Source organism: Sinomicrobium sp. (assembly GCA_029266035.1).
Lineage (GTDB): Bacteria > Bacteroidota > Bacteroidia > Flavobacteriales > Flavobacteriaceae > Sinomicrobium.
The window spans coordinates 153,561-166,861 of sequence record JAJUFH010000001.1; the positions used below are offsets into that span (position 1 = coordinate 153,561).

Genomic DNA, 13,301 nt, shown 5'->3' on the forward strand with positions numbered 1-13,301 from the left:
TCTACGAAAGCTCCAACACTACGGTTTCGTTAGGTTTTATCTTATTTCCGACACTCGCGGACTGCCTTTTTACTCTTCCACTACCAATAGTCTTCACCTTAAGCCCTAAATTTTCCAACAAGGGTATAGCGTCCATACCGCTCATTCCTTTCACATCGGGCATTACATTACCTGACTGCTGTGCTTTTGCATAGTATGACTGGTAGTCTTTTTCGGTTTCCGGTTTGTCCTGCTCCAAATCTTTAACCACATCTTCTACCGGCGAACTGGTATAGACTTTTTGCGCAATACTCTTAAATACCGGTCCCGACACATCAGCTCCGTAATACCCCACACTCCTATCGGGTTCGTGAATAACTACAATACAGGAATACTCCGGATCATCGGCTGGAAAATATCCGGCAAAAGTGGAGATATACTGTAGGCGTTGCTTGTTCTTCGGGTTGTAATTTTTCTGAGCTGTCCCAGTTTTACCCGCCATAGAGAAATTGGGAGAATAAAGTCTTTTACCAGTACCTTTAAGCACTACATTTTTAAGCATCCCTTGTAATTTACTCACTGTTTCCGGAGTGCATACTTGAGGATTTATCACTTCTTTTTCAAACTTTTTAATGGTCTTATTCCACTCTCTCACCTCTTTGATAAGCCTGGGTTTCACCATTTCCCCATCATTGGCAATAGCATTGTAGAACGTAAGCGTTTGCAAGGGAGTAAGAGACACTCCATACCCAAAAGCCATCCATTCCAGAGCTATTCCACTCCACCTCTTCTTATCTCGAGGATCGGGTATATAGGGTTTTCCTTCTCCTTTTATAGAAAGCCCGAGCGGCTTATTAAGCCCCATCTCATAAAGTTTATCTACAAACTTTCTCGGGTTGTCACTATAGTGATCGTGAATCGTCTTGACGACCCCCACATTAGAAGAGACCTCAAAAGCACGCCCTATACTTATTTTCCCGTATCCACCATACTTAGTATCTCTCACCTTTCTACGGTAATAGCTAACTACTCCTTTTTCGGTATCGACAATATCGCTGGTATCTACTACTTTGTCATCTAGAGCCACAGCCAGAGCCATCAATTTGAAGGTAGATCCCGGTTCGTGCGACTCTCCTATGGCATAGTTCAGTTTTTCATAGTACTTACCATCGGAGGTACGTCCGAGGTTTGAAATTGCCTTGACCTCGCCTGTTTTGGTCTCCATCACCACAGCGGTACCGTGCTCAGCTTTGTATTTTTCCAACTGAGCCAACAAAGCGTGATGGGCAATGTCCTGAATATTGATATCTATGGTCGACACCACATCATAACCGTCTCGGGGTTCTACTTCGTTATTATCGCTAATTGGTTTCCACTGCCCCTTAGCTATGCGCTGCTTCAACCTTTTCCCTTCTTTTCCTTCCAAATATTCTCCGTATGCTCCTTCCAAGCCCACTCGCAGTTCATGACCGCTACCATCCAAACGCTCGTAACCTATACTGCGCTCGGCAATTTTACCGAGAGGATGCTCGCGCTCTACGTGCTGCTCTACAATGATTCCTCCCTTATAGGGTCCGAGTTCAAAAAGTGGAAAACTCTTTATCTTTATATAATCTGCATATCCCAAATCTCTCGCAACAAGCAGATACCTATTCTTATTGACCCTCGCCTTACGGAAAGCGTTCTGATAATAAGAAGACGACTTTCCAAGCATTTCGGAAAGTTTATCCGAGAGAGGCTTTAGGTATTTTTCAAAATTCTGGGAAGAGGCTGTCAGGGCATCGAAACGGATATCGTATTTAGTGACAGAGGTAGCCAACAAACTGCCATCGTCAGAATACAAATTTCCCCTATTGGCCGGAATAGTAAAATTCCGAATCGTCCTCTCTTCTGCCATCTGACGATATTCTTCACCATCTACTTGAATATACACCAGCTTTACCGCAACACCGAGCGCAAACAAGAACATACACCCAGCGAGGAAATACAATCTGTTTAATATTTTCTTTTCTGTAACTGGCATAATACCGTACTGAGCTTTATTTCGCGATAAATACGTTCTATTTTATATTACTTTCTGCAATCACTATTTTTTTAGGTGGTATCTCAGACTGCTTCACCCCCTTATCTTTCAATCGAGCCATAATGGCCGATTCCAGTTTCATTTGCTGCATGGTAGCCCTAGTATCTACATACTCACTTTTCAATTCTTTAACCTCGTCATTGAGCCGTGAAATCAGGAGCACCTTTCTATCCACGCTATGGGAACTGGCTATCATCAATATTGCCAAAGCCGAAGCAAAAAGGATAAAACGCCAATTTTTAACGGCGTCTTCACTGACCAGAAACTCCCCTTTTAGTATATCGATCAACCTGTTCTTCATAGTGCGTATATAAATTAAGTTTTCACTTCCGTTTTTAAACGCGTTCAGCTATCCTGAGTTTCGCACTTCTCGCTCTATTATTTAACTCAATCTCCATAGGGTCGGGCACTATCAAACCTCCCGACTTCTTAAAGGGCACATCCACATTGCCGTAGAAATCCTTTTCCGGCTCCCCTTCAAACATACCGTTACGCACAAACCTCTTTACCAACCTATCTTCCAGCGAGTGATAACTTATCAAACTGAGATACCCCCCTTTTTTTATCAATTCAGGCATCTGTATCAAAAATTCCTTAAGAGCCTCTATCTCACCATTCACCTCGATTCGAAAAGCCTGATATATCTGAGCCAACACTTTGTTTTCTCTATGTGCTGGCAGAAAACGGCGCAGTGCGCTTTTCAACGCTTCCGTAGTGTGAATAGGAGTAGCTTTTCTCGCCTCCACCACAGCTCGAGCTATAGCACGTGCATTTTTCAACTCACCGTACTGCAAGAGCACCCGACGCAATGTCTCTTCATCGTATTCATTGACCACCTCATAAGCGGAGAGCTCATTTCTCCGACTCATTCTCATATCAAGATTGGCCTCAAATCGGGTAGAGAACCCCCTTTCCGCCATATCAAACTGATGAGAAGACACTCCAAAATCACCCAACACACCGTCCACTTTCCGAACCCCGTACAAGCGCAAAAAACGTCGAATATGCCTGAAATTCTCATGAATAAGCACAAAGCGCTCATCGTCAATACGATTCGCAAGCGCGTCTTCATCCTGATCAAAAGCATAAAGCCTTCCCTTTTCACCTAAGCGACTCAATATTTCACGAGAATGCCCCCCTCCTCCGAAGGTCACATCCACATACACTCCATCTTCCTTTATCCGAAGCCCATCTACAGACTCTTTCAACAAAACCGGCTTATGATACGGTACCTTCATCGTCATCTCCCATTACTTCTTCGGCCAGCTCTGCAAAATCCAATGCAGCATCATCTATAGCCTGTTCATAACTATTTTTATCCCAGACCTCAACAATGTTTATAGCCGATGACAACACCACTTCCTTACCTATTCCCGCAAATGACACCAGATCTTTCGGTATGAGTAATCGACCGGCAGCATCCACCTCAACCATTCGCACTCCAGCTGTAAACCTTCTTATAAAATCGTTGTTTTTTTTCTTAAACCGGTTTAGCTTATTCATCTTTACCATCAGCGCATTCCACTCCTCCATAGGGTAGAGTTCAAGACAAGACTGAAACACAGCACGCTTTAAAACAAAACCTTGCTGCAACAGTGGTGAAAGCTGATTTTTAAGAGCAACAGGAAGCATTATCCTACCCTTTGCATCCGCTTTACATTCATATGTCCCTATAAAACTATTCATTATCAAGCCTTAAGCACTCCGTATTTGTATTTTCAAATATATGGAATTATTTACCACTTTTTACCACTTTTTACCACTTTGTTGATAAGTTTTGTTTTTTTAGCTGTAAAACACCTTATTTATTCACGTAGAAAAAGGAGTAACTTGATGTGATTTACACTACACTCATCCCAGTATATTTTTCATGATAATCGTATCTATTTCTTAAGTATTTCAACGAAATTGCTGAACTAAAACACCTTTTAATTTCGATATAATTGTACTTTATCAAAAAAATAAGTGTATAGACACGCCCTGAGATTTGCCGTGAAACATTTTTATGTAAATTTGCTAACTTAGAAACGAACCTATTAATGGTACAGAACATTAAGAAAGAAGGAAAATATTCTTATTTAGAAGTAGGAGAAGGAACTCCCGTCATTATACTTCATGGACTTATGGGAGGTTTGAGTAACTTCAACGGTGTTACCGAACACTTTTCCACAAAAGGATACAGAATTATTGCTCCCGAACTACCGATATACAACAAGCCTCTATTGCGAACCAATGTAAAGAGTTTTGCCAAATACTTAGATCAATTTATTCAGCACAAAGGGTTGGATCAGGTCATTCTACTCGGCAATTCCCTAGGGGGTCACATTGGACTTTTACACACAAAGATGTTTCCCGAACACGTTAAAGCGCTTATAATCACAGGGAGTTCCGGTTTGTACGAGAGCGCTATGGGCGATGGATATCCAAAGCGGGGAAACTACGAGTTTATCAAAAAGAAGAGTGAAGATGTATTTTACGATCCCAAGGTAGCTACCAAGGAAATTGTAGACGAGGTTTATGCCACGGTAAACGACCGTTCAAAACTCATCAAAACACTGGCCATTGCCAAAAGTGCAATTCGCCACAATATGGCCAAGGACCTCCCAAATATGAACACTCCCACTTGTATTATCTGGGGGAAAAACGACACGGTCACACCTCCAAACGTAGCCGAAGAATTTCACAAACTCCTACCCGATTCCGACCTTTACTGGATAGACAAATGTGGTCATGCTCCAATGATGGAGCATCCCGATGAGTTCAACAGCTTGATGGAAGAATGGTTGAACAAGAGAAATTTTTAAACCCAATTTTATGCAGATTCACACGGCAGAATTTGTAATCAGCAATACAGATGTAGGCAAATGCCCAAGAGATCCGATTCCGGAATACGCCTTTATCGGTCGGTCTAATGTAGGCAAATCTTCGCTGATCAATATGATGACCAACAGGAAGGGGCTAGCAAAAACATCCGGAACACCAGGAAAGACTCAACTGATAAATCATTTCCGCATAGACAACCGCTGGTTTTTGGTAGATCTTCCCGGCTATGGTTATGCGCGCGTGTCTAAAAAACAACGACAGGGGTTCCAGAAGCTGATTACCGATTATTTTGAAAAGCGAAAGCAATTAGTTGCGGCATTCGTGCTTATCGACATACGACTGGATCCTCAAAAAATAGATTTGGAATTTATGTACTGGTTGGGAACAAATGGAATTCCTTTCACTATAGTGTTTACCAAAGCAGACAAGCTCAAACCCGCAGCTATCACCAAGAAGACCGAAGAATATATGCAAAAATTGACCGAAGACGCTTGGGAAGAGGCTCCTCCTCACATAGTGACCTCTGCTCAAAATGGTTTGGGAAAAGACGAGTTGTTGGGATATATTGACCAAATCAATCGCCAATTAAACTAATGCGCTTAGAAGCTAGCCTTCCCTACTTTTTCAATTCCAGTTTTTCTGCAAAATACGCACAAAAATCCCGCATAGTAGCCGTCATTTTTTCATCTTGTGTAGCTCTGTGAAAGGTATCGGCCATAGCCACAAGAGTTTGGTGAAAAAACACCTTCATCTCATCGACCGGCATATCTTTAGTCCAAAGATCGATGCGAAGGGTTTCCTGTTGTTTGCTATCCCACACAGAAAGTAGCATTGCCTTGGCCTCTTCTTCTTTTATTCCTCCATCTTTGGCAGTCCACCTCAGCTTTTCCGGAACTCTGTTCTCATCCAGTTCTACGGTAAGTTTTATATCTGAAGTATGTGTTTTAGCCATATCTATTTTACTTTATAAGGGTGTTTACGCTTTAATTCTAAATTTTATCGACTCATTTACCCGGCTTATAGCGAGACTCCCGAAACAGCTGTTCGGCCGGAAGCTGTAGCAATTGCTGCAAAGATACATTATTGTTTTTCATATACGACCTGACAATCTGCCATCCTATAAAACGACCGAGTTCCCCCGGAGACTCATTGTCCAATTCCAGATAAAATTTTGAAAACGGAGCCGGAAGAATAAAGCGGTCACTAAGCCTAGAATCGGTAGAAAACAGCAGATCCCGCTCTACAAAATAACGCCACATTTCCTGTTCGTTAGCTTTTGCCCATGCTATTTCCTCTTCGGTGTATCCCATCTTTTGGGCATCAGATACCTCTGGAAGAAAAAGGTCGCAAAAGTAAAGGAGCTTGCCCTCGTAGATCAGCTCATCGACAAAGCTTCGTTTGTGATTGGGAGGTACCTGCATTCGAGCGTATGCCAGGGCTACCTCCGGCACTATGTTTTTACCGCTAAACTTTTTACTCACATAAACTGGAATCCCTCTATAAAAATGGTGATCGGCTCCTAGGTAACAATCCAAAGACACCAACAACAGACTATCTGTCCAAATCACTCGGTTCTGATAATCTACATCAGAGGTCAGCGTTACCACTTCGGGAGCTTCAAAACGAGGAAAGTAGTATTTGATGTGCTGAAACAGTTTTCTCAGCTGCTCCTGTTCTGTAGAGAAATCGGGGAATGCTTGCTGTACTTCAGCAGATAGCTCAATTTGCAGGCTATCTTTCATTTTTGCAATCCATATACTATCTGGATACCGATCTGGAAAAAGAAAGGGATAACTGGTTTTTAATCGAGGAAGATCGGCGGGCTCAGCTTCCGAAAAGTCCTTGTCAAATCGGTTAAGGTGAAGCTCAATCGGAATTTTGCTTATTTGATCTTCCAAACCGTGATCTCCCTTGCAAGAGACAAACAAAACTACAGCAAATACTACAATTGATACTACTTTTCGCATACCTATTAAATTAATATGTATAAACGATAAATCTTTTTAATAATTTTATCGGCAGAGAACAAAATCTTATCTGTGCAAAATTAGCACAGTTAATCAACAAACACATGCAAACTGAAAAAGTAATAAAACATATTGTAGATTGGCTTAAAGAATACGTACAAAAATCTGGCACAAAAGGATTTGTCATCGGTATATCTGGAGGTATCGATTCAGCGGTGACCTCCACACTGTGCGCGCTTAGCGGATATCCAGTATTGTGCCTCGAAATGCCCATACACCAAGAGGAAAAGCAAGTAAGCAGGGCGGGTGGGCATATCAAATGGCTCAAAGACAAGTACGGCAATATTTCATCACAATCAGTCGACCTCAGTCCGGTATTCGACAGCCTGGTAAACAGTCTGCCCGCCGTACCTAAAGAAGAAGATCGTTTTATGACTCTTGCCAATACTAGAGCAAGACTGCGAATGACCACCCTCTATTACTTTGCAGGGCTCAAGGGGTTCCTAGTGGCAGGGACGGGTAATAAGGTGGAAGATTTTGGAGTGGGCTTTTACACCAAATACGGAGATGGAGGAGTTGACCTCAGTCCCATTGCCGATTTACTCAAAACAGAAGTATACGAAATTGCCGCCCAGCTCGGTATTATCGAAGAAATTCAACAAGCCCCTCCTACTGATGGATTGTGGGGAGACGACCGAACCGATGAAGACCAGATAGGTGCCTCCTATCCGGAATTGGAATGGGCTATGCTTGTAGATGAAGAAGGGAAAAAACCAGAGGATTTCACAGGACGACAAAAAACAGTATTGACGATATATCGCAGGCTCAACAGAGCTAACAAACACAAAATGACCCCCATACCAAGGTGTAAAATTCCTCCGTCACTAAAATAAAAGACCCGAGAATTTCCGGAAAACCGGATATGTCTATATTCAAAAAAATCATTCATTGTAAGTGTATTTTATAAAATTTTAACAGAATATTAAACTTTTTTTATAGTATTTTAACTACATAAATAACAAAATATGCCCTGCTTATCTTGCATTAGATATTTTTTTTAAGTACATTTACCGCCGCTAACCTCAAATCTACTATATAATACCGGCTAACTTTCCTACTTAATTGCGTTGGTTTGTTTCGCAATGTGAACCTAACTGATCCTAAATAAAAACAAATCATTATGATTAAAGTATTGATTGCCGACAACCATCCGGTAGTACAAGATGGCATTATTGCAGCGCTGAGCGGCAATAAAGAAATCGATGTAGTGGGAACAGCACGCACCACTTCTGAGCTATTTGACCTTCTACCCCAATTAAAACCTGACATCATCGTACTGGAAATGAATATCCCCGAAGTGAACGGGATTACTGCACTGCGACAATTAAAAAAAGAACAGACTCAAGCCCGTGTACTCATTTTTAGTTCGGAGTCTGAAGATGTTTATGCATTGAGTACTTTACGAGCCGGAGCTTCGGGATATCTCTCAAAGAATGCAGACACTCAAATGCTATCTGAAGCTATTACGAAAATTGCCAATGGTGGGCTCTTCATCACTAACGAGTTGGCGCAACGCCTCGCCTTTGACGAGAGCACCAACAAGCCGAGAAAATTCTTTAGAAAACTCTCTACTCGAGAAGTGGAAGTTTTAAAGTTACTTGCCGAAGGCAAGCGAAACAAATACGTCGCCGAAGAACTCGGGCTCAACGAAAAAACTGTAAGTACCTACAAAGCCAGATTAATGCGTAAACTCAATGTAGATAATATGGTAGATATGCTGCAACAGGCCAAGGCACTGGAACTGTACTAATAAAATTTCCCTCAACTAAAGCACTCGATTGAGTTTTTGGGCAAGCATACGTTTTAATTGATGGTAATTTATGATCTCCTCGAGGATATCTGGATTACCATCTTTTTTTTCCAGTGTTTGTCGCTGTAATTCCCCTACTCTTTTATCTATGAGATAACAACGTAAATTGAGGATGGTTTCACTCACCAGCTGTGCTACCGTCTGTGTTTTGTCTTTCACCAATATGTCCTGATCTTCCCATCGATGCAGCATGTATTTTTCTTCGTCCATCAGTATAGAAGTCACTTCTCTGGCTTCATCCGGCTCCAAATCCTGTACAAAACGGTCTATCGAAAAATCTTCGGCTCCACCTAATTTTTCTACAAGCACTGAAAAGAGTTTTCTAAACACCTCATTTCCCAACTCTACCTCATCCTCTTGTAAATCGAGAAACACCTTTTCAAAAACTCGGTATTCGCTCACAATTTTTTCCATCTTCAATTCTCCCTTCTCGTCTTGCTTTAGCACCTGATCTTCAAATTCTTCAATTTTATTGCCGTAAATAAGCAATAATTCGATGATCTTGCGCTCCAACACATATTGCTGATCTATTTTTGCAGGGCTAGGTTGCTCCCGAACCACTTCCATACCCGCTTGTTGTCGCTGCTGACGCTGCCTTTTACTGGCTTCTGCAATCTCCTTACGCCCCATCTGTGCCAGGGTATTAAAGAGCACCTCTTCCGAGATATCCATAATTCGTGAACACTCCTGCACATAAACCTCACGTTGTATTCTGTCGGGTATCTTCCCAATACTGTTTACAATATCTCTTATAGTCTCCGCCTTGCGAATAGGGTCGTCTTGTGCTTCCTCCATAAGTAACGAAGCCTTAAAACGAATAAAGTCGGTGGCATTTTCCCGTAGAAAAAGCGTCAAGTCTTCAAAAGAATTTGCTCTCGCAAAACTATCGGGATCCTCACCGTCAGGCAGGGGGCAGACCTTTACATTCATCCCCTGCTCCAATATGAGATCAACCCCGCGTAAGGATGCTCTCAAACCGGCAGCATCACCGTCAAACAACACCGTAATATTATTGGTGAGCCGATGTATAAGTCTTATCTGCTCAGGAGTAAGTGCCGTTCCGCTGGAAGCAACCACATTTTCAATACCATTTTGGTGAAACTGGATTACATCGGTATAGCCTTCTACTAAAAAACAGTTATCCTCTTTCGCTATGGCCTGCCTCGCATGATAAATACCATACAGTACCTTGCTCTTGTGATAAATAGCGGTTTCGGGAGAGTTGAGATATTTTGCAGCCTTTTTATCGGTCTTCAATATCCGTCCACCAAAGCCCAAAACCCTACCACTCATAGACTGTATTGGAAACATCACTCGCCCTTTAAAACGGTCGAACTGCCTGTTTCCTTCTCCTCTGTTGTCTTCTTTTACAATGGTCAGTCCCGTCTTTTCGAGAAATTCCAACTGATATCCCTTGGCAAGTGCTTCTTTAGTAAAAGCCTCCCATTCGTCGGGAGAATAGCCGAGCCCAAACTTGCGTATGGTCTCATCTGTAAATCCGCGTTCCTTGAAATAAGTGAGTCCGACGGCTTTTCCCGGTTCTGTATTCCACAACACATCCTCAAAATAGTCTCGAGCAAATTCACTTACGAGATACATGCTCTCGCGCTCATCGGCTTGCTGCTTCAGCTCGTCGGTCTGCTCCGTTTCCTCTATCTCTATATTGTATTTACGAGCTAGGTATTTAACAGCTTCAGGATAAGTAAAATGCTCGTGCTCCATCAAAAAAGCCACCACATTCCCCCCTTTTCCCGACGAGAAATCCTTCCATATCTGCTTTACCGGAGATACCATAAAACTCGGCGTGCGTTCATCTGTAAACGGGCTCAACCCTTTAAAGTTCGAACCCGACTTCTTCAGCTGTACAAAGTCGCCTATTACCTCCTCTACTCGGGATGCCTCAAAAACTTTATCTATGGTATCTTTAGAGATCAAAGCTGTTGTCTTTTGGTTATTGGGTTATTGGGTTGTGGTTGTTTGTGGTTTGGGTTAATAAGTTACTTGGTGTTGGGTTAATGATTAAATTCCTGCGGATCGGAAACCAAAAATACGGAATTTAATTTTTCTATCGAGTGTTTTTAAAATTACCTCACAGCTCAAAACGGAGCCCGAGAGAAATATTCCGCTGTTCCGGATTGGGATTTTTAAAAATGGGACTGAGATCGTATTTTAAATAAACTGACATATCACCTCTTCCCACATAGGCCGCCAAACCGTAGACAAAATCGTTGGTATTATAGTCGCCTTTTAGCTTTTCTCTGCTTCTACTTCTATTTTCATCCCGGTATCTCAGTTTCTGTCTCGAACTTAAGCTTGCTCCCACATAGCCACCTATGCCTACCTTAAACTTCTTGTCTGTAGAATACCTAAAATAATCGTCGTATTCCTTTTTTTCCGAAGGTCCAAATTCAAAAAACAAAGGAACTACAAGATGATCTTGGCGGAATTTACTCTTTTTCAAGCTATGTGGAAAAGACTCCAGAGAAGTCATTGCCCCCTCGCTCACGAAATACTGATTATCTTTAGGTTTCAGTCCGTTGGAATGAAGAGAGAGTCCGTAACTCACCCGTACAGCATTACTGTTTTTAAGCAATCTTGTCTTCCATTGCCATCCCAATTCAAAAAACCTACTTCCCCAAGTTTTATACGGACTGTCGTTAAGCGATTGTCCTTCGATAATAGCATTGTTGAGTCCTATTCCTATAACGAGATTAGAAGTCGTTTTTTTGTCGTACTTTTTTTTCTTGTTACCACTGTCGAACACTACTCCAAAAAGACGATCTCCATCGGCTTCCTCTTCTGCCCCAAAATTTATTCTCAACACGGCTTCATTCCCTTCATCTCTATATTTTTCGTATTCTCCCCGCTCTGCCAAAGCCATTTTATTTTCTAAAATGGCCAATCTGTTCTCGATGTTTAAAGCCGATCGCTTTGCTTGTTGTTCTTTCCGTCGCTGTGCTTCATCAGCGGTAATCTCCCCTCCTCGCTGTAGGCTTTGTATGCGCTCTACTTCCTTTTTTAATCTAGATTTCTCTTCCGAAACTATACGCTCCCTCTCCTGTTTATAGGTCTTGAGAAGCTCTTCTTTGATACTTGTGTCGAGGCTGTCTTTTGGAGTCTGTGCCTTTAAATTTTGGACAATAAAAGTCATGGTCACCAAGGTGACATACAAAACAATTCGCAACATGATTAATGGATTTTATGGATGATTTTTGTACTAATTTCTATTGACAAGCGCCGTACCTACTTTGGCTAGCCCCTCTTTCAATGCTTCCAGCACCTTTTCTCGAAAAGACTGATCCATCTCGGCCTCCACCTCGTCCAACAGTGCCATAGCATCTATACTACCCCTGTTATCTGACATGCGTTCTACGGCTATTTCACGCTGTGCCTGTGCGAGAAGCATTTCGATATCTTCGTCGGTCACTTCTCTCTCTTTGTTAATTTCCAAAAGTTTCGACACTATACCGGTAACCTTCTCGTCTTCCTTATTCGCCTTTTCGGTGTTTTCGGCTTGAACGAGTACAGCTTGTACCTCGGGTTCTTCTACGGTTTTATCTACCGGAGGGGCATCTACCTCAATATGCCTTTGTTTCACAGATTCCGGATATTCGAGAACTGGCGTTTGCTCTGCTGTTACAGCTATTTCTACATTCTTATTTTCTACTTTCTCGTCCTTATTTTCAACTCTTGTCGAGATAGTATCAACAGTTTTCACTGTGCTAACAACTGCAGGTACCGTTTCCTGCTCAGGCCGGTTTTCCAACAACAGCAATCCCAACAACAGTACGGCAGCTGCAGAAGCGGTGGCATAAAGCCATATCTTCCTTCGTCCCGATGCGGCTGTCTGTCGGTTTTCGAGTTGTTGCTCCAAGCTGTTCCAGGCAGATACAGAAGGAGTTATACGCCTCGCTTCTAGCTTTTCCTTTATCAGTCTATCTAGTTTATCTCGTTCCATTTTCTTTTCTCTTTAACTCCAACATACGGTTTTTTAGCATTTTTCGCGCTTTAAACAATTGCGATTTTGACGTACTCTCAGAGATATTTAAGATGTCTGCTATTTCCCGATGCGAATACCCTTCTACGGCATACATCAGCAAAACGGTTTTATAGCCTTCGGGTAGCAGATCGATAAGCATTTGTATCTCTTCCACATCCGGAAGGTCTGTTTCTGGTATATTCACTGTAGTATTTTCCGGAAAAGCATTGGCCTCAACAAAAGACAGCGATTTTTCCCTGCGCAAAAAGGAAATACACTCCCGAACTACAATCCGCCGTATCCATCCTTCAAAACTCCCTTCAAAACGAAAAGATTCGAGATTTGTAAATACTTTGTAAAAGCTCCCTATCATCACGTCTTCTGCAAAATGCTCGTCTTTTACATAACTGCGACATACACTCAGCATTTTGGGTGCGTACTTATTGTACAGTTCTTGTTGGGCCCCTCGGTGATTTGCAGCCGCCTTGCGCAACAATTGTCTTTCGTCTTTATGCAGTGGTATAATCTTCAAAAATCGTCGTTTCATCGGGTACTTTCATTTATATAGACGCCCCGCTTTAAAAAAAGGTTGCTTGAACA

At 42.1% G+C, this 13,301-nt stretch carries 14 protein-coding genes; 4 read left to right on the forward strand and 10 right to left on the reverse strand.

What is annotated here, in order from left to right; all coding sequences use genetic code 11:
- Position 1 precedes the first annotated feature (1 nt).
- Genes ACYZZR_RS00610 through mraZ form a run of 4 tightly spaced genes read right to left on the reverse strand, consistent with a single transcriptional unit; the run spans position 2 to position 3,748 of the window.
- Positions 2-2,002 (reverse strand): penicillin-binding protein, encoded by a 2,001-nt coding sequence (locus ACYZZR_RS00610; protein ID WP_461532047.1) that lies wholly within the window; start codon positions 2,000-2,002, stop codon positions 2-4.
- Between the two features lie 37 nt (positions 2,003-2,039).
- Positions 2,040-2,363, reverse strand: coding sequence for an FtsL-like putative cell division protein (locus ACYZZR_RS00615; protein WP_461532048.1), 324 nt, complete (start codon positions 2,361-2,363; stop codon positions 2,040-2,042).
- A gap of 34 nt (positions 2,364-2,397) precedes the next feature.
- The gene (rsmH, locus tag ACYZZR_RS00620) at positions 2,398-3,300 is read right to left on the reverse strand and encodes a 16S rRNA (cytosine(1402)-N(4))-methyltransferase RsmH (protein ID WP_461532273.1); all 903 of its coding nucleotides are present in this window, start codon (positions 3,298-3,300) and stop codon (positions 2,398-2,400) included.
- Positions 3,281-3,748: a division/cell wall cluster transcriptional repressor MraZ gene (mraZ, locus tag ACYZZR_RS00625; protein ID WP_461532049.1), complete on the reverse strand. Its 468-nt coding sequence runs from the start codon at positions 3,746-3,748 to the stop codon at positions 3,281-3,283. Before mraZ ends, rsmH begins: the two co-directional genes overlap by 20 nt.
- A 353-nt stretch (positions 3,749-4,101) precedes the next feature.
- Between mraZ and ACYZZR_RS00630 the strand changes: the two genes are divergently transcribed.
- Both ACYZZR_RS00630 and yihA read left to right on the forward strand, forming a co-directional pair.
- Positions 4,102-4,866, forward strand: coding sequence for an alpha/beta fold hydrolase (locus ACYZZR_RS00630; protein ID WP_461532050.1), 765 nt, complete (start codon positions 4,102-4,104; stop codon positions 4,864-4,866).
- 10 nt (positions 4,867-4,876) lie between these two features.
- The gene (gene yihA / locus ACYZZR_RS00635; RefSeq protein WP_461532051.1) at positions 4,877-5,479 is read left to right on the forward strand and encodes a ribosome biogenesis GTP-binding protein YihA/YsxC; all 603 of its coding nucleotides are present in this window, start codon (positions 4,877-4,879) and stop codon (positions 5,477-5,479) included.
- A gap of 22 nt (positions 5,480-5,501) precedes the next feature.
- On the opposite strand, the gene gldC is transcribed toward yihA, so the two are convergent.
- Positions 5,502-5,837 (reverse strand): gliding motility protein GldC, encoded by a 336-nt coding sequence (gldC, locus tag ACYZZR_RS00640; protein ID WP_461532052.1) that lies wholly within the window; start codon positions 5,835-5,837, stop codon positions 5,502-5,504.
- Between the two features lie 52 nt (positions 5,838-5,889).
- Entirely contained in the window at positions 5,890-6,852 is a 963-nt protein-coding gene (gldB, locus tag ACYZZR_RS00645; protein ID WP_461532053.1) for a gliding motility lipoprotein GldB, read from the reverse strand.
- A 104-nt stretch (positions 6,853-6,956) separates the two neighbouring features.
- Here gldB and nadE point away from each other — a divergent pair, with 104 nt between their 5' ends.
- Together nadE and ACYZZR_RS00655 are read left to right on the forward strand one after the other, a co-directional pair.
- Positions 6,957-7,745 (forward strand): NAD(+) synthase, encoded by a 789-nt coding sequence (nadE, locus tag ACYZZR_RS00650; protein ID WP_461532054.1) that lies wholly within the window; start codon positions 6,957-6,959, stop codon positions 7,743-7,745.
- A gap of 287 nt (positions 7,746-8,032) precedes the next feature.
- A complete protein-coding gene (locus tag ACYZZR_RS00655; protein ID WP_461532055.1) occupies positions 8,033-8,662 on the forward strand; it encodes a response regulator in 630 nt (209 codons plus the stop codon).
- Positions 8,663-8,677: 15 nt separating this feature from the next.
- Here the strand turns inward: ACYZZR_RS00655 and dnaG are convergent, their stop codons facing one another.
- From dnaG to ACYZZR_RS00675, 4 genes are all read right to left on the reverse strand, one after another.
- On the reverse strand, positions 8,678-10,657 hold the full coding sequence (gene dnaG / locus ACYZZR_RS00660; protein ID WP_461532056.1) for a DNA primase: 1,980 nt from the start codon (positions 10,655-10,657) through the stop codon (positions 8,678-8,680).
- A 154-nt stretch (positions 10,658-10,811) separates the two neighbouring features.
- Positions 10,812-11,909, reverse strand: a complete 1,098-nt coding sequence (locus ACYZZR_RS00665; protein WP_461532057.1) for a porin family protein — start codon at positions 11,907-11,909, stop codon at positions 10,812-10,814.
- A gap of 30 nt (positions 11,910-11,939) precedes the next feature.
- Positions 11,940-12,680, reverse strand: coding sequence for a hypothetical protein (locus ACYZZR_RS00670; RefSeq protein WP_461532058.1), 741 nt, complete (start codon positions 12,678-12,680; stop codon positions 11,940-11,942).
- Complete coding sequence (locus tag ACYZZR_RS00675; RefSeq protein ID WP_461532274.1) at positions 12,667-13,233, reverse strand: RNA polymerase sigma factor; 567 nt, start codon at positions 13,231-13,233, stop codon at positions 12,667-12,669. The genes ACYZZR_RS00670 and ACYZZR_RS00675 overlap by 14 nt, the downstream gene beginning before the upstream one ends.
- Positions 13,234-13,301 lie beyond the last annotated feature (68 nt).